Source organism: Polaribacter sp. YIW18 (assembly GCF_057219325.1).
The window spans coordinates 218,726-235,734 of sequence record NZ_JBXVVE010000003.1 but is presented as its reverse complement, the minus strand read 5'-3'; the positions used below and the strand labels follow the sequence as shown (position 1 = coordinate 235,734).

19 protein-coding genes are annotated in these 17,009 nt (G+C 29.7%); 11 read left to right on the top strand and 8 right to left on the bottom strand.

All coding sequences use genetic code 11. From position 1 onward, the window contains the following. Positions 1-5 precede the first annotated feature (5 nt). From AC2D6T_RS04970 to AC2D6T_RS04940, 7 genes are all read right to left on the bottom strand, one after another. The gene (locus AC2D6T_RS04970; RefSeq protein WP_484680665.1) at positions 6-668 is read right to left on the bottom strand and encodes a spheroidene monooxygenase; all 663 of its coding nucleotides are present in this window, start codon (positions 666-668) and stop codon (positions 6-8) included. A gap of 149 nt (positions 669-817) precedes the next feature. After that, positions 818-1,573 carry a LytR/AlgR family response regulator transcription factor gene (locus tag AC2D6T_RS04965; protein ID WP_484680664.1) on the bottom strand — a complete coding sequence of 252 codons (756 nt, stop codon included), beginning with the start codon at positions 1,571-1,573 and terminating at the stop codon, positions 818-820. A gap of 117 nt (positions 1,574-1,690) precedes the next feature. Further along, positions 1,691-2,014 (bottom strand): 2TM domain-containing protein, encoded by a 324-nt coding sequence (locus AC2D6T_RS04960; RefSeq protein WP_298948272.1) that lies wholly within the window; start codon positions 2,012-2,014, stop codon positions 1,691-1,693. A gap of 2 nt (positions 2,015-2,016) precedes the next feature. Then, positions 2,017-2,331, bottom strand: a complete 315-nt coding sequence (locus AC2D6T_RS04955; protein WP_484680663.1) for a 2TM domain-containing protein — start codon at positions 2,329-2,331, stop codon at positions 2,017-2,019. Continuing rightward, positions 2,309-2,632, bottom strand: coding sequence for a 2TM domain-containing protein (locus tag AC2D6T_RS04950; RefSeq protein WP_484680662.1), 324 nt, complete (start codon positions 2,630-2,632; stop codon positions 2,309-2,311). Before AC2D6T_RS04950 ends, AC2D6T_RS04955 begins: the two co-directional genes overlap by 23 nt. A gap of 12 nt (positions 2,633-2,644) precedes the next feature. Further along, positions 2,645-4,000 carry a 2TM domain-containing protein gene (locus tag AC2D6T_RS04945; RefSeq protein ID WP_484680661.1) on the bottom strand — a complete coding sequence of 452 codons (1,356 nt, stop codon included), beginning with the start codon at positions 3,998-4,000 and terminating at the stop codon, positions 2,645-2,647. 45 nt (positions 4,001-4,045) lie between these two features. Next, on the bottom strand, positions 4,046-4,474 hold the full coding sequence (locus AC2D6T_RS04940) for a DUF2141 domain-containing protein (RefSeq protein ID WP_484680660.1): 429 nt from the start codon (positions 4,472-4,474) through the stop codon (positions 4,046-4,048). A 607-nt stretch (positions 4,475-5,081) separates the two neighbouring features. On the opposite strand from AC2D6T_RS04940, the gene AC2D6T_RS04935 reads away from it, so the two are divergent. From AC2D6T_RS04935 to argH, 11 genes are all read left to right on the top strand, one after another. Then, the gene (locus AC2D6T_RS04935) at positions 5,082-5,699 is read left to right on the top strand and encodes a GNAT family N-acetyltransferase (RefSeq protein WP_298948267.1); all 618 of its coding nucleotides are present in this window, start codon (positions 5,082-5,084) and stop codon (positions 5,697-5,699) included. Continuing rightward, on the top strand, positions 5,696-6,871 hold the full coding sequence (locus AC2D6T_RS04930; protein ID WP_484680659.1) for an argininosuccinate synthase: 1,176 nt from the start codon (positions 5,696-5,698) through the stop codon (positions 6,869-6,871). The genes AC2D6T_RS04935 and AC2D6T_RS04930 overlap by 4 nt, the downstream gene beginning before the upstream one ends. 102 nt (positions 6,872-6,973) lie before the next feature. Then, positions 6,974-7,957 carry an N-acetyl-gamma-glutamyl-phosphate reductase gene (gene argC, locus AC2D6T_RS04925; protein WP_438988531.1) on the top strand — a complete coding sequence of 328 codons (984 nt, stop codon included), beginning with the start codon at positions 6,974-6,976 and terminating at the stop codon, positions 7,955-7,957. 100 nt (positions 7,958-8,057) lie between these two features. Next, positions 8,058-8,849 (top strand): pyrroline-5-carboxylate reductase, encoded by a 792-nt coding sequence (proC, locus tag AC2D6T_RS04920; RefSeq protein WP_438988532.1) that lies wholly within the window; start codon positions 8,058-8,060, stop codon positions 8,847-8,849. Positions 8,850-8,854: 5 nt separating this feature from the next. Further along, on the top strand, positions 8,855-9,982 hold the full coding sequence (locus tag AC2D6T_RS04915) for an aspartate aminotransferase family protein (protein WP_438988533.1): 1,128 nt from the start codon (positions 8,855-8,857) through the stop codon (positions 9,980-9,982). 46 nt (positions 9,983-10,028) lie between these two features. Then, positions 10,029-11,222, top strand: a complete 1,194-nt coding sequence (locus AC2D6T_RS04910; protein WP_484680658.1) for a glutamate-5-semialdehyde dehydrogenase — start codon at positions 10,029-10,031, stop codon at positions 11,220-11,222. Positions 11,223-11,270: 48 nt separating this feature from the next. Beyond that, positions 11,271-12,035 carry a glutamate 5-kinase gene (gene proB / locus AC2D6T_RS04905; protein WP_484680657.1) on the top strand — a complete coding sequence of 255 codons (765 nt, stop codon included), beginning with the start codon at positions 11,271-11,273 and terminating at the stop codon, positions 12,033-12,035. Between the two features lie 86 nt (positions 12,036-12,121). Further along, a complete protein-coding gene (locus tag AC2D6T_RS04900; RefSeq protein WP_484680656.1) occupies positions 12,122-13,060 on the top strand; it encodes an N-acetylornithine carbamoyltransferase in 939 nt (312 codons plus the stop codon). Between the two features lie 73 nt (positions 13,061-13,133). After that, positions 13,134-13,910, top strand: coding sequence for an acetylglutamate kinase (gene argB, locus AC2D6T_RS04895; protein WP_484680655.1), 777 nt, complete (start codon positions 13,134-13,136; stop codon positions 13,908-13,910). 1 nt (position 13,911) lies between these two features. Continuing rightward, on the top strand, positions 13,912-14,982 hold the full coding sequence (locus AC2D6T_RS04890; RefSeq protein ID WP_484680654.1) for a M20 family metallo-hydrolase: 1,071 nt from the start codon (positions 13,912-13,914) through the stop codon (positions 14,980-14,982). Between the two features lie 104 nt (positions 14,983-15,086). After that, positions 15,087-16,364, top strand: coding sequence for an argininosuccinate lyase (gene argH / locus AC2D6T_RS04885; protein WP_484680653.1), 1,278 nt, complete (start codon positions 15,087-15,089; stop codon positions 16,362-16,364). A 192-nt stretch (positions 16,365-16,556) separates the two neighbouring features. Here the strand turns inward: argH and AC2D6T_RS04880 are convergent, their stop codons facing one another. Then, positions 16,557-17,009 carry a sterol desaturase family protein gene (locus tag AC2D6T_RS04880; RefSeq protein WP_438988540.1) on the bottom strand — a complete coding sequence of 151 codons (453 nt, stop codon included), beginning with the start codon at positions 17,007-17,009 and terminating at the stop codon, positions 16,557-16,559.

Sequence of the window (17,009 nt, the reverse complement as noted above, 5' to 3'; positions counted from 1 at the left end):
GTGTATTATTTTTCAATTTTTTGTTGAATGGTAAAACGTGTAAACATATCTTCACTATACCATTTTTGTTTTCTTGTTTTTTTGATAACCGCTTTATGTTGTGGCATTTTATAGGCAAAATTTTTCATCATCTCTTTTGATTTCCAAACACTAAAAGTTGCTTGTTTTACCCAAGGAACCTCACCAACTCCATAAGAATTTATAAACCCGTCTGCTGTAGACATTTGAGAGGCAATTGGAGCTACGTTTTTCCAAAAATAACGTAATTTATTTAAGCGAATTGTTGCTCTAGTTAGCACAGCTATTTCTCCTTCATAGTTAGAAGTTGCTGGCAAATTACCAAAGACCTTTTTTTGATCCCATAAACCATGACCTTCAATTGGTTTTAATATATAGATAGTTTGTTTTTTACAAAACAAATCAAACCATTTTAAAATAAAGCTCCCAAATTGAGTGTTTAAATTTAAATCACCTTCATAAGTTACTAAAATAGCCCATTGAGATAAATCTGGAATTTTATCAAATGTTCCATTTTTACCTGTACCCATTAATTTATAAAATTGTAGCTTTTTATTAAAAAATAATGGTATCCTAAAAATAGCCATTGATAAAAAACCAAAAATGGCAAAGACGGGGTAATATTTAACAATGATTAAACTAGTTTTCAAAATAATATTTTTTTTTATAAGAATAAGATCAAATATAACCAAAGTAATCAAGTTGAATCATTTATGAATGTACTGTTTTTAATCTTATTTCAAATTATTAAATCCCCCAAATAAATAGCATCTAGAATTTTAAAACTAAAATTGAAAGTTTAGTCAATCCAATTTTTAAAATCTTTTACACGCTCTCTACTTACTATAATTTCTTGGTTATTATAAGTGTGTAAAATCAATTTTAACCGAGAATTTGAATACGCAATAATATCTTTTATTGCATTAATATGTACAATATACGTTCTGTTGACTCTAAAAAAATTCTCAGAATCTAACTGCTCTTGCCAATGCTCTAAAGAGTTGTCTAATAGATAGTTTCTATTTTCTGAAGTATGTATATAAGTTGCTTTATTTTCGCTGTAAAAGCATTCAATTTCATCAATATTTATAATTTTGATATGCTGCCCAATCTTTATAGAAATTCGTTTTTTAAACTTTCTATCTACAGGATTTATTAGTAATTTTTTAATATCATCTAAATTTACTTGTATTCCTGTATGTTGGGGTTGATTGGTTTTAAATTTATTTACGGCCATTTTTAATTCATCTTCATCTAAGGGTTTTAGCAGATAATCTATACTATTTAATTTAAAAGCTTTTAAGGCATATTCATCATAAGCAGTTGTAAAAATAATAGCAGATTTTACATCTATTTCTTCAAAAATTTCGAAAGACAAACCATCTGACAACTGGATATCTAAAAATATTAAATTTGGATGTGCATTATTTTGCAACCAGTTTAAAGATTCTTCTACAGAATGTAACATTTGTTGTACTTCTATATCTAGAGTTGCCAACATTCTATTTAGCCTTCTAGCTGCTGGTTTTTCGTCTTCTATAATTAATACATTCATTTATTTAAATATTAGTTATTAATCAAATCAAAAAAACACAAAATATTAAAAGAAAATTCTCTTATCTTCAAACTTCATACTTGTCCCTTAATTCTTGATAATTTCTTAGCTTACTCTTTATTGCTCATCATCTTTTTCCATCAATTCTTTAATTTTTCTTTCTTCCCAGTCTTTTCCGAACCCTAAAGATTTAAAGCCAAAAACGCCTAACCAGTGAAAAAACATTCCTATTCCCCAAAAAAATGCTGTTGAATATGTTCCGAAATTGGTAAGTGCTTCGCCAAAAGTATCGCCACTTTGTGTTAATCCAAAAATTATTATTCCGCTTATAAATAGGTTTACAAGTACATATACAATTAAGTGAATATAAAAGCCTTTAATATCTTTTACACGTTTTTTTGCACGTATGTAATTTTGTTCGTTTATAAAATTCTGTTCCATAATTATTTGTTATTCTCATTCATAAATTCCTTAATTTTTTTCTGTTCCCAATTTTTACCAAAACCAATTAAATGAAAACCGAAAACAGCTAGCCAATGAAAAAAAATACCCAAACCCCAACCAAAAACAGAAAACCAAAACCAATGAAATTGGGGAACAAATGTTAGGTTTACAAAAATAATCAGAGGAGTTACCAAACAGTAAACAGCAAAGTGTGTGTAAAACCCTTTAATCTCTTTCACTCTTTTTTGGGCTCTTATATAACGTTTTTGTTGTGTGTAATCTTGTTGCATTTTATTTGATGTTATTTTGTTCATTCATGTATTTTTTAATTTTTTGTTGTTCCCATTTTTTATTAAAAATAAAGTTGATTCCAAAAGTATTTAGTACTTGTAAAAAGATTCCTATTCCCCAAAACATCCAAATTTTATAATTATGATAATCGGTAAAAGCTTCTATAAAAGTGTCTCCATCATTTACATCACCTGCAATAAAAATGGCACTTAAAAAGGTGTTTATAATTACGTATACTAATAAATGTTTATAAAACTTGCTAATTTTTTCTACTCTTTTACGAGCCAAAATATATTTTTGCTCTTGTGTAAATTCTTTTTCCATTATCATATTTTTTTATTGATTATTCTTATTTTCTTGCTCCATCATTTCTTTAATTTTTCTGTCCTCCCAATTTCTTCCTAAGAAAATATTATAATTATTTACTTCTAAAAAATGAAAGGTTAAACCAATTCCCCATCCAAAAATTGGAAACCAAAACCAGTGAAAACTTGGAAAAAACTTTAAATTGATAAAGATTAAAAAGGGAATTACTAAGCAAAAAGAGACTAAATTCTGATAAAATTCTTTTAGTTTTTCTACTCTTTCTACTGCTTTTACATACTTACTATTTTCTAAATTGTCTGAATACATAATATTGTTCATTTTGATTAAGAGAGGTAAACTCACCTTAAATTTTTTGTTGTTATTTTCTATTTTTACTCCTCTTTGAGTAATTAACCCATACCTATCTGCAATATTTTGTAATCCAATTTTGGTACTTTTACCTAAAGCTTCTTTTGGGTTGATATTATTTTCTATAATTAAATAATTATCTTCTTCATAAATGTTAATGGTAAGTGGTTTAGAGGTAGAAACCACATTGTGTTTTACCGCATTTTCTAATAAAAGTTGTAAAGACAAAGGCACAATTTTAAGCTCATTAGTACTAATGATATCTGGAATGTTAAATTTTACAGCATCTTCAAAACGCATTCCTAACAATTCCATATACGTTTTTGCAAACTTTAATTCCTCTTCAATAGGTACTAGATCTTTGTTTCTTTGCTCTAAAACATATCTATAAACTTTAGAAAGTTTTGTGGTAAACCTTTCCGCCTGATTTGGGTTTTCGCCAATTAAACTCGTTAATACATTTAAACTATTAAATAAAAAATGTGGGTCTAACTGGTTTTTTAAAGATTCAAATTTAGCTGTTTCTGTTTTTGCTACAATTTCTTGTTTGGTGTTTTCTTTGGTCATAGCAACTTTCCAGTTTTGCATAAAACCTTTGGCATGTAAAAAAGTAGAAACTGCTAAAGAAAGAACAATATAAAACAAATGCGCCCAAAAGAAATTACCTTTAAAAAAGGTGTCTGAATTGTTATTGTTAATAACAACAAAAACAACATAATTAATCATTAAAACAATAGGCACTGTATATAGAACTGAGGCAATAATACCTGCCCAAACTCTTTGATTAGTGTGTTTGATCCAATCCCATTTAGTAGACAAATAAACGTTTATAAAACCATTACCAAAACCAATTCCAAAAGAATACATTCCAGAAATTATAAACGACCAAGCAATACCTTCTATTGTTGTTTGCCAAAAAATCACACTAAATAATAGACCAAAAATAATAGTTAGTTTTAAACATAAAATAGCTGCATTTTTTACACTTTTTATGGTATATACCTCTTGGCTAGTCATAGATTTGTTTATTATTTATTGTTGATAAATGGATAGCGAAATTTACTAAAAATTAATATCTAAATGTAGATTTTTATTTTTTAATAAAAATTTTGCGTTTTCAAAAGTTGGTGGTGCAAAAGCCATTACATTGTTAGAAGTTCCGTAATCTTCTAACGGCATTCTATTTGAAGAAAAGTCCATTTTATTATTATTATTTTTATCATGATAGCAAATTATGGCATATTCGCCAGCAGGAATATTTTCAAAAATAACCGTACTTTTTCCATCTTTAATTTTACCTTCTTTACTTAGTAATGGTTTTCTCATAAAATTGTCTTTTGTGTATAAAGCAAATCCTATTTTACCAGCATCTGAAGTTGCATTTAAAACAGTTACTGTAATTTCTTTTGTGTCTGTACTTTTGTTTTGCGCTGTCATACTGTTTGTTATAGCTAATATGACTAAGATTAAAAATGATGCTAAAAACTTCATAATATATATTTTTAAATGTTATTTAATGGTTCAAAGATGCAATTCAAATAGTTTTTTTTTAATAAAACATTACCCAACTGTATTTTTTTCATACCGAATTGTAAAAAATTCTAAATTAAAGTATCTATTATAGACTTTTAACAAATAAAAACTTAACATCTTTTTCAAACTGACCACAATTTTAAAAGCGTTTGATAAATATTAATCAATTAAGAGGTTGTTTTTTTATCAATTTGATAAAAATTTTTAAAAAACATTATTTTTTATCTTTTAAATTAAAAAATAATTTACTTTTACATCATGATTACTTCAAAAAATAAAACAAATACGATAGTACCCAGATTGCGCTTTCGCAGTCTACTGCGCTAATACTAAAAACAGAGCACAAAAGGGAATCTATATTTTTTATTTTTTTATCATGTATAATACAACAAACTTTACGAGCAAACAAAATTTAAATATTACAACTAGTAATAACAAACGCTTTGTACGCCGTTTTTTTATAATTCGCCCTTTGGGTGTTCAATAAATTATGGAATTAGGTGCGTCCAATTCCTCTTCTCAAAAAAACAGTAAAATTATAAATACACTTAAAAATAACAATACAATGAAAATTGTAATTGCTGATAAATCTCATATCGTATATGCAGAAATCATCTGTAAAACTATAGAAGACGCTGCACAGGTTAGAGGTACTGGTATTGCAAAACGAAAACCAGAATATATTGCCACTAAAATGGAAAATGGTAATGCTGTTATTGCCTTAGATGGTAATAAATTTGCTGGATTTTGTTATATAGAAAAATGGGGTCATGGAAAATTTGTTGCCAATTCTGGCCTAATTGTTCATCCAGATTATAGAAACTTAGGGTTGGCTAAAAAAATTAAAAAAGTAGTTTTTGAGCACTCTAGAAACAAGTTCCCAAATTCTAAAGTGTTTAGTATTACAACGGGTTTAGCTGTAATGAAACTAAATAACGATTTAGGTTACAAACCGGTAACATTTTCTGAACTTACAGACGACCAAAGCTTTTGGGATGGTTGCCAAACCTGTAGAAACTTTGATATTTTATCAAGAACAGATAGAAAAATGTGCTTATGTACAGGAATGTTGTTTGATCCTAAAAACAATAATAAAGAAGCTTCTAAAGAAGTTAAAGAAAACGTATTTAAAAGATTAAAAAAAATGAAACAAAATTTGTTTCTAAAAAAAGGTAAAAAATGAAAAAATTAGTAATAGCCTACAGTGGTGGTTTAGATACTTCTTACTGTGCAGTAAGTTTATCAAAAGAATATGACGTACATGCAGTTAGTGTAAATACAGGAGGTTTTACAAAAGAAGAAATTTCTAAAATTGAAAGTAATGCATATAAAATGGGCGTTTCAACCTATAAAAATATTGATGCGATATCAACTTTCTACAACAAAGTAGTTAAGTATTTAATTTTTGGTAATGTCTTAAAAAACGCTACCTATCCATTATCTGTAAGTGCAGAAAGAATTATTCAAGCTATTGAAATCATAGAATACGCTAAAAGTATTGATGCAGAATACATTGCACATGGCTCTACTGGGGCAGGAAACGATCAAGTAAGATTTGACATGATTTTTCAAACTTTAGCGCCAAATATTAAAATTATTACACCAATTAGAGATCAAAAATTAACAAGACAAGAAGAAATAGATTACTTAAAATCTGAAGGAATTGATATGCCTTGGGAAAAATCTAAATATTCTGTAAACAAAGGTCTTTGGGGTACGAGTGTTGGTGGTGTAGAAACTTTAAAATCAGAAAAACCTTTACCCAATGAAGCATACCCTTCTCAATTAGAAAAAGAAGGTGAAGAAAAAGTAACCCTAACTTTTAAAAACGGAGAATTTGTAGCTTTAAATGGTCAAGAAAACAAACCTGAAATCAATATAGAAATTCTAAACAATATTGCCTCTAAGTATGCTATTGGTAGAGATATTCATGTAGGTGATACCATTGTGGGCACAAAAGGTAGAGTTGGTTTTGAGGCTGCTGCTGCTTTAATCACTGTAAAAGCGCATCACTTATTAGAAAAACATACACTTACAAAATGGCAATTACAACACAAAGAATATTTGTCTAGTTTTTACGGAATGCATTTGCACGAAGGTCAGTATTTAGATCCTGTAATGAGAGATACTGAAGCTTTTTTACAAAGTTCTCAAAAAATGGTTTCTGGTAATGTAGTAGTTACGTTGAAACCCTATCATTTTTATTTGGATGGAATTGTATCTAACCACGATTTAATGTCGAGTAAATTTAGCACTTATGGTGAAGAAAATAAAGCTTGGACAGCAGATGATGCTAAAGGCTTTATTAAGATTTTAGGGAATCAGAATAAAATTTATCAGCAAGTAAATAAGTAATATTGAATCGTGTAATTGTTTAATTGTTGAACTATATAAATGAATATTTTAAAGAGACTTTTACACGATTAAACAATTAAACTTTTAAACAATTTTTTAAGAATGAAAAAATTAGAAATAGGTATTATAGGTGGTGCAGGTTATACTGCTGGTGAGCTGATAAGATTGTTATTAAATCACCCAAAAACCAATATCAACTTTGTGTATAGTACATCTAATGCAGGTAATAAATTACATCAAGTACATCAAGATTTAATTGGTAATTCAGAAATTAATTTCACATCAGAAATCAATAAAAATATAGATGTTTTATTTTTATGTTTAGGGCATGGAAACTCTACTGCTTTTTTAGCAAATAACTCGTTTTCAGAAAACACAAAAATCATTGATTTAAGTAACGATTTTAGACTAATAGCAGACAAAATTTTTGAAGGAAAAGAATTTGTATATGGTTTACCTGAATTGCAAAAAGAAGCCATAAAAAACGCTAAATATATAGCAAATCCTGGTTGTTTTGCAACTGCATTACAATTGGCCATTTTACCTTTGGCTGCAAATGGATTGTTAAAAAAAGATATTCATATTAATGCTGTAACTGGTGCTACTGGAGCAGGAACATCATTATCAAAAACCACTCATTTTACCTGGAGAGATAATAATTTTTCTCATTACAAAGCTTTTACCCATCAGCATTTAGGAGAAATTAATCAAACTGTACATCAATTACAATCAGATTTTAATTCAGAAATTAACTTTATGCCAAATAGAGGAAATTTCTCAAGAGGAATTTTTGCAACAACCTATACAAAATTTGAGGGATCCATAGAAGATGCCATAAAAATTTATACAGATTTTTATAAAGAAGCAGCTTTTACGTTTGTTTCTGATAAAGAAATTCATATGAAACAAGTGGTAAATACCAACAAGTGTTTAATACATTTAATGAAATTTGAAAATAAATTATTAATTACTAGCACCATAGATAATTTACTAAAAGGAGCTTCAGGTCAAGCAATTCAAAATATGAATTTAATGTATGGCTTTGAAGAAAATTTAGGATTAAATTTAAAAGCAAATTATTTTTAAGCCTTGCAAAGGCTTAAAATACTGAACTTGTTTCAGTATCTAATTATTAACAGTTTTAACTTTTGAAACATTCAAACTTTGAAACTTTGAAACTAAAAAGATGAAAGTAGCAATTATTGGAGCAGGAAGTTTAGGGCAATCTATTGCAAAAGGTTTATTAAAAAATAAAGCAGTTAGCGCAATTTGTGTAACTAAAAGAAATTTAGATTCTATAAAAGAATTTAATAAGTATAAAAAAACAACACTAACTTCAGATAATGAAAAAGCTGTTAAAAATGCAGATGTTATAATTTTTGCTGTACAACCAAGGCATTTAGGTAAAATATTAGAAAAATTAAAACATGCTATAAACAAAGAGCAATTAATCATCTCTGTAATTACCGGTTTTTCTATTGCTAAAATAGAAAATATTATTGGTGCAAAACATTATATAATTCGTGCCATGCCAAACACAGCTGCTGCTGTAGGCCAGTCTATGACGTGTATTGCTGCAAATGAAAATGGAAAACAAAAAGTAGCTATTGCAAAAACCATTTTTAATAGTTTAGGAAACTCTATGGAAATTCCAGAAGAGCAACTGCAAGCTGCTACAGTAATTTGTGCAAGCGGTATTGCATTTTGGATGCGATTAATTAGAGCTACAACTCAAGGGGCTATACAATTGGGTTTTGAAGCTCAAGAAGCACACGAATTAGCCATGCAAACCTGTTTCGGAGCCGCAAGTTTATTAAAAGAATCTGGCAAACACCCAGAAGCAGAAATAGATAGGGTTACCACGCCTGGTGGTTGTACCATTGAGGGTTTAAACGAGATGGAACATCAAGGTTTAAGCTCATCTTTAATAAAAGGAATTAACAAATCTTTTGAAAAAATTAATCAAATTAAAAAATAAAAATCATGCCATTATTTAACGTTTACCCTTTGTATGACGTAACTCCTGTAAAAGCAAAAGGAGCCTATGTTTATGATGACAAGAAAGTAGAATATTTAGATTTATATGGTGGCCACGCAGTAATTTCTATTGGTCATGCACATCCTAAATATGTGAAAGCAATTAAAAACCAAGTTTCTAAATTAGGTTTCTACTCTAATGCAGTTCAAAATCCACTGCAAGTAGAACTAGCAGATAGGTTAGAAAAGCTTTCTGGCTGTAAAGATTACGAATTGTTTTTATGTAATTCTGGTGCAGAAGCCAATGAAAATGCTTTAAAATTAGCCTCTTTTAAAACTCAAAAATCAAGAATTATTGCTTTTAAAAATGGTTTCCATGGGCGTACCTCTGCTGCAGTTGCTGCAACAGATAATAAAAATATTATTGCCCCAATTAACGCACAACAAAAAGTTACTATTTTAGATTTAAATGACATCGATACTGTAAAAGAAGAACTCGAAAAAGGTGATGTTTGTGCAGTAATTGTAGAGTTTATACAGGGTGTTGGTGGTTTAGATCAAGCAAATGCTAATTTTTTTGAACAAGTTGATATACTTTGCAAGGCAAACAATACGCTGTTTATCTCAGATGAAGTGCAATCTGGCTATGGCCGATCTGGAAAATTCTTTGCCTATCAACACTATAATGTAACTCCAGACATCATTTCTATTGCAAAAGGAATGGGAAATGGTTTTCCTATTGGCGGTATTTTAATTCACCCAAACATTAAAGCAAAATTCGGAATGTTAGGTACCACCTTTGGTGGAAATCATTTAGCTTGTGCAGCGGGTTTGGCTGTATTAAAAGTTATTGAAAAAGAAAAACTGATAGACAACGTAAATCAAATGTCTGATTATTTTATGAAAATTGCCCAGACAATTTCGCAAATAAAAAAAATTAAAGGTAGAGGCTTAATGTTAGGCTTAGAATTTGATTTTGAAGTGGGTGATTTACGTAAAAAATTAATTTACGATCATCATATTTTTACAGGTGGTTCTTCTAATAAAAAACTATTAAGAATTTTACCTCCATTAAATATCAAAAAACATCATATAGATGAGTTTTTTGAAGCTTTAATTGATGTTTTACATTAAAAAAAAATGCAATTAACACCAAAATAAATTAGAATATTTATTAAAAATGAACACATTATTATCCATAGAAACAAGAAATAATGTTTTGCTTAGCATGGCAGAACTTTTGGAGGCTAATAGAGCTGAATTGATTAGCATCAACCAAAAAGATTTAGAGGCTTACAATGGTGATGATATTTCGATGTTTGATCGTTTAAAGGTTACAAATGCCAAAGTTGATGAAATGATTGCCGCTGCAAAACATTTGGCTTCGCAAGAAGATCCTGTTGGTGTAGAACGTTTTAGTTTTAAGCACGATAATGGGATGCAAGTGTACAATAAAACTGCCTCTTTTGGTACCGTTTTAATTATTTATGAATCTAGACCAGATGTTACAGTAGAAGCTGCTGGCATTGCTTTTAAATCTGGAAATAAAATTCTACTAAAAGGTGGTAAAGAATCCTTACAATCTAACTTAAAAATTGTCGATTTATGGCATATAGCCCTACAAAAGCACAATGCAACTACAGATTGGGTAACCTATTTACAATTTAACAGAACAGAAACGCAAGCTTTTTTAGAAAAACCATCTCAAAGAATAGATTTAATTGTACCAAGAGGTGGAGAAAGATTGATTGCATTTGTAAAACAACACGCAACTTGCCCAGTAATTATAAGTGGTAGAGGTAATAATTTTGTATATGTGCATGAAGAAGCAGATACTAAAACTGCAATAGATATCATTATTAATGGAAAATCTAAAATTTCTGCCTGTAATGCTGTTGATAAAGTTTTAGTTGATGAAAATCTACCAAACAAAAAAGAGTTTGTTACAAAATTAATCAAAACCTTAAAAGAATATAATATTCAAGTTTTAGGTGATGATAACACCTCAAAATCTCATCAACTAGAAAAAATTCATTCAGAGGATGTATGGTCTCAAGAATTTTTAGATTATAAAATTGTGGTAGGTACAATTTCATCAAACTCAGCCGCAATTCAAAAGATTAACAAGTTTTCTGGGGGCCATTCCTCAGCAATAATTACAAAAAATAATGAAGTGGCTAAAATATTTATGGAAAATGTAGATACTGCAGCTGTATATCACAACGCTTCCACTCGTTTTACAGATGGTGGTCAATTAGGTTTGGGTGGCGAATTAGCCATCAGTACAGACAAATTACATCAACGAGGACCAATTGGTCTGCAACATTTGGTTACCAATAAATGGTATGTTCATGGAACTGGACAAATTAGGTAGAAATTAGAGGTTTCACATTAAAATATTTTAATTCATAATTGAATTTAAATGCAAAAAAAGAAAAGAATTTTACTAAAAATAGGGTCTAATACACTTACCAAAGAAACCAATAATATTTCTCGGGGTAAAATTGAAGATATTGCAAATCAAATTGCAAAATTAAAAGACTCTTGCGAATTTATTATTGTGAGTTCAGGTGCAATTGCCGTAGCAAAACAGTTTGTAAAATTAGAAAGTAAACAAGAGGAAGTTTTTGTAAAACAAGCTTTAGCATCAATTGGTCAGCCTCATTTAATCAGAATATATCAAGAGATTTTTAGAGAATACGGTTTGTTAAGTTCGCAATGTCTACTCTCCTATTCAGATTTTAAAAAAAAGGAAAGTAAAACAAATATTATAAACACCATTAATGTTTTAGTGAACAACAATTACATTCCAATTATCAATGAGAATGATACTGTTGCCACTGATGAAATTAAATTTGGTGATAACGATAAATTAGCCGCATTAACAGCTACTTTGTTAGAAGTAGATTTATTAATCATTGCCACAAATACAAATGGAATTTACACAAAAGAATCCATTAAAAACAATACACTAATTACCATTAAAGAAGTTACAAATTTCGAAAATTTAAATAATGAAGTTGTCAATTCAAAATCGTCTCATGGTAGTGGTGGTATGCAGTCTAAAATAGCAGCAGTGGCATTGGCAAAAAAAGCAAACATAGAAACTTGGATTGTAAATGGTTTAGAAGACAACTTTATTACAAATGCATGTGAAAATAAAGTACCGTTTACAAAAATTAAGTAAAAAAATGTAACTGTTTAAATGTGTAATTGTTTAATCGCCTTAGAACTTTTAAACAATTAAACGATTAAACGATTAAACAATAAAAAATGATGAATTACACATCCATAAACGACATAGAAAACATCAACTCTTGGATTGAAGAGGCTAGAAAAATAAAAGAAAACCCTCTAAAAAATAAAGAATTAGGCCAAAACAAAACATTAGGTTTATTATTTTTCAACTCGAGTTTACGTACACGTTTAAGTACACAAAAAGCCGCATTAAATTTAGGCATGGATCCAATAGTTATGAATGTTTCTGGTGATGCTTGGGGAATTGAATTTGGTGATGGAACTGTAATGAACGGTAATACTGCAGAACATATAAAAGAAGCTGCAGCAGTAGTTTCTCAATATTGTGATGTAATCGCTGTAAGAGCTTTTCCAAGCTTAACAGACAAAGAAAAAGACGAGTCTGAACAAGTTTTAAATTCTTTTGTAAAATTTGCTTCTGTGCCAATTGTAAGTATGGAAAGTGCAACGGGTCATCCTTTACAAGGCTTAACAGATGCGATTACTATTGCTGAAAATTCTAATAGAAAAAAACAAAAAGTGGTTTTAAGTTGGGCTCCGCATATCAAATCGTTACCACATGCAGTGGGTAATAGTTTTGTACAAGCAATGCAAAAAATGGATGTAGAATTTGTGATTGCAAATCCAGAAGGATATAATTTAAATCCAGAAATAACAAAAGACACCCCTATTTATCACAATCAGTCAGCAGCGCTTAAAGATGCTGATTTTGTATACACTAAAAACTGGAGTTCTTATGAAGATTATGGTAAAATTTTAGAGGTTGATGATAATTGGACAATCACTAAAAAAAAAATAGGAAATGCTAAGTTTATGCATTGTTTGCCAGTAAGAAGAAATGTTGTGGTAGAAGATGCTGTTTTAGATAGTGAAAATTCTTTGGTCATAGAACAAGCAAATAATAGAACTTTTGCTGCACAATTGGTTCTTAAAAAAATATTAGAGGATTTGTAAAATCTTCGCAATTCTGAACTTGATTCAGAATCTAACATAAAAACAAAAAGACACTGAAACAAGTTCAGCACTTATGGAAAAGCTATCAATCATAAAAATAGGAGGAAATATTATTGAAGATGAAACTTCTTTAAACAATTTCTTAAAACTTTTTTCTAAATTAAAAGGAAACAAAATTTTAGTTCATGGAGGTGGTAAAAAAGCTACTTTTATCGCTTCAAAATTAGGCATTGAATCTAAAATGGTAAATGGCAGACGTATTACAGATGCTAAAACTTTAGAAGTAATTACCATGGTGTATGGTGGTTTAGTCAACAAAAACGTGGTAGCAAAACTACAAGCATTACAAACCAATGCAATAGGTTTAACTGGTGCAGACATCAACAGTATAAAGTCAAATAAAAGACCTGTAAAAGAAGTTGATTTTGGTTTTGTGGGTGATGTAAAAAAAGTAGCAAATCATTCTATTGATAAATTAATCAAAGCAGATTTTACACCTGTTTTTTGCGCTATTACCCATGATGGAAACGGGCAATTATTAAATACCAATGCAGATACCGTTGCAAGCACCATTGCTGTTGCTATGAGTAAAATTTACAATACATCTATTTACTATTGTTTTGAACTGAATGGTGTGTTAGAAGATTTTAATGATAAAACCTCTGTAATTCAGCAAATAAATTCAGAAAAATACCAAAACCTTTTAGCAAAAAACATCATTACAGACGGTATGATTCCTAAAATAGACAATTGTTTTGATGCCCTACATAATGGTGTACAAAAAGTACATATTGGCAATACAGCTATGTTTACAAAAGAAAATACAAACTTTACAACCATCACTTTATAAAATGGAACTAAAACAACTCACAGAAAAAGCAATAGCACTTTTAAAAAGTTTAATAGAAACACAATCTTTTTCTACTGAAGAGGATAAAACAGCCGTTTTAATAGAAAACTGGTTTAAAGCGTATGAAATTCCGTTTAAAAGAACTAAAAACAATGTTTGGGCAACCAATAAATATTTTGATGAAACCAAACCTACATTGTTACTAAACTCACATCATGATACTGTAAAACCAAATTCTAAATACACAAATGATCCTTTTAAAGCCTTTGTAGAAGATGGCAAATTATACGGCTTAGGATCTAATGATGCAGGTGGTTGTTTGGTGTCTTTAATAGCAACTTTCACAAAGTTTTATGCAGTAGAAAATCTAAAATACAACTTGGTTATTGTGGCTTCTGCAGAAGAAGAAAATAGTGGAAATAATGGATTGAATAGTATGTTACCAATCATACCACATATAGATGTTGCCATAGTTGGCGAACCTACTTTGATGAATTTAGCAGTTGCAGAAAAAGGTTTAGTCGTTTTTGATGCAGAAGTTGATGGAACTCCAAGTCATGCTGCACACCCAAATGATAACAATGCAATTTATAACACCATTGAAGTTTTACAATGGTTTAAAGACTTTAAATTTGACAAATCATCTAATGCTTTAGGTGATGTAAAAATGACAGTTACTCAAATAAACGCAGGTTCACAACACAATGTAGTTCCTGGTCATGTAGATTTGGTGATAGATGTTCGTGTAAATGATGCTTATTCAAATCAAGAAATTACAGATATTTTACAAGCACAAGCACCTTGTACTAAAATTATACCTAGAAGTTTACGCCTAAACTCCTCTTCTATTTCTTTAGATCACGATTTGGTAAAAGCAGGTATTGCTATAGGAAGAGAAACCTATGGTTCTCCAACATTATCAGACCAATCTGTGTTAACTTGCCAATCTTTAAAATTAGGCCCTGGAGATAGTACTCGTTCGCATTCTGCCAATGAATTTATATATTTGGCTGAAATTGAAGAAGGAATAAAGATTTATGTGGAATTGTTGGAAAATTGTTTAAAAGTGTAATCGTTTAACAGTTTAAAAGTCAAAACGAAATACAATTCAACAATTACAAGATTAAACAAGGACAATTACACGATTAAACAAATAAACGATTAAACATTTTTTATATGAAACTTTGGGATAAAGGATTTACCATAGACAAACAAATAGAAAACTTTACAGTGGGTAATGATAGAGAAATAGACATTCACATTGCTAAATATGATGTACAAGCTTCTTTAGCGCATGCAATTATGTTAGAATCTATTGGTATTATTTCTGCTGATGAGTTGACTGACTTAAAAAAGGGTTTACAAGAATTAGCATCAGATATCGAAAACGGAACTTTCGTAATTGAACCGTCTTTTGAAGATGTACATTCTAAAATTGAGTGGGAACTAACCAATAAATTAGGCGAAGTTGGTAAGAAAATACATACTGCTCGTTCTAGAAATGATCAAGTTTTAGTGGCCTTACAATTGTATTACAAAGAAAACTTGGCAATTATTAATAATAAAACAAAAACACTTTTTGATACGCTTTTAAACCTAGCAGAAACCCATAAAAAAAGTGTATTGCCTGGTTACACGCATCTACAAGTAGCAATGCCATCGTCTTTTGGTCTGTGGTTTTCTGCCTATGCAGAGTTGTTAATAGACGATGTTTATATGTTAAATGCAGTTGCAAAAGTAGTAGATCAAAACCCTTTAGGTTCTGCAGCAGGGTATGGTAGCTCCTTCCCTATTGATAGAGAGTTAACTACCAAAAAATTAGAATTTGCAACCTTAAAGTACAACGTAGTTGCTGCTCAATTAAGTAGAGGAAAAAGCGAACGTTCTATAGCATCTGCTCTAGGTGGATTGTGTAACACAATGGCTCGTTTTTCAATGGATGTTTGCTTGTATATGAGTCAGAATTTTGGCTTTATTACGTTTCCTGATGAATTAACTACAGGAAGTAGCATTATGCCGCATAAAAAAAATCCAGATGTTTTTGAATTGATTCGTGGGAAGTGTAATAAAATTCAGGCATTACATTCAGAGATGTTACTGATTACCAATAATTTACCAACAGGCTACCATAGAGATTTTCAGTTATTAAAAGAGAATATTATCAATGCTTTTGAAGATGTAAAAGACATTTTAGACATTTTTAATTATGCCATTCAGCAGGTAATTGTAAAAGATATCGATTTGAATGATGAAAAATACCAATATTTATTTACAGTAGATTCTATTAATAATTTAGTGGTTGAAGGCATGTCTTTTAGAGAAGCTTATCAAAAGATTGGAGGGCAAGTTCAGGAAGGAACATACACACCAGATTTAGGAAAAGAACATACACATCTAGGGAGTATTCATAATTTAGGGTTGGATAAAATTGCTGAGAAATATCCTAAATTATAGAAATAAGTATATGAAGCTACATAAAAAATCCTTCAATTTTATATAATTTGAAGGATTTATTTTTTTTGAAACGTGTAAGCTTTAAAGTCTTAAAAAGTTGACAAACTGTTTGCGTTAGGGATTGAAACGACATCCTTTTTGCTTTTTCAGCAAAAAGATATAGTGAAAAGCCCGTTAAAACGCTCAAAAAGATTAAATTAATTTTTGTTCTCTAAAATATTTTAATGGAACAAACAACATACCAAAACATTGACTGTCTTCTTTACCCATATTTTTATGATGAACTTTATGCGCTTTTCTTAATGCTTTTAGGTATCTGTTATTGGTATTTTTAAACCAACTAAATCTTCTATGAATTAAAACATCGTGCACTAAAAAATAAGCGAGTCCATAACATAAAATACCTAAACCTATAAAAAACAAGTAGGTTTGTGGTGTGTAACTTCCTAAAAAGAAAAGTGCTATACTTGGTACTGCAAAAACTACAAAAAATGCGTCGTTTTTTTCGAAAACATGAGGATACCCAGGCTCATGATGATCTGCATGCAAAAACCAACCAAACCCGTGCATAACGTATTTATGGGTAAGCCAAGTAATACCTTCCATTGTTAAAAATACACCAATTGTAGTAAATGCATATAACAT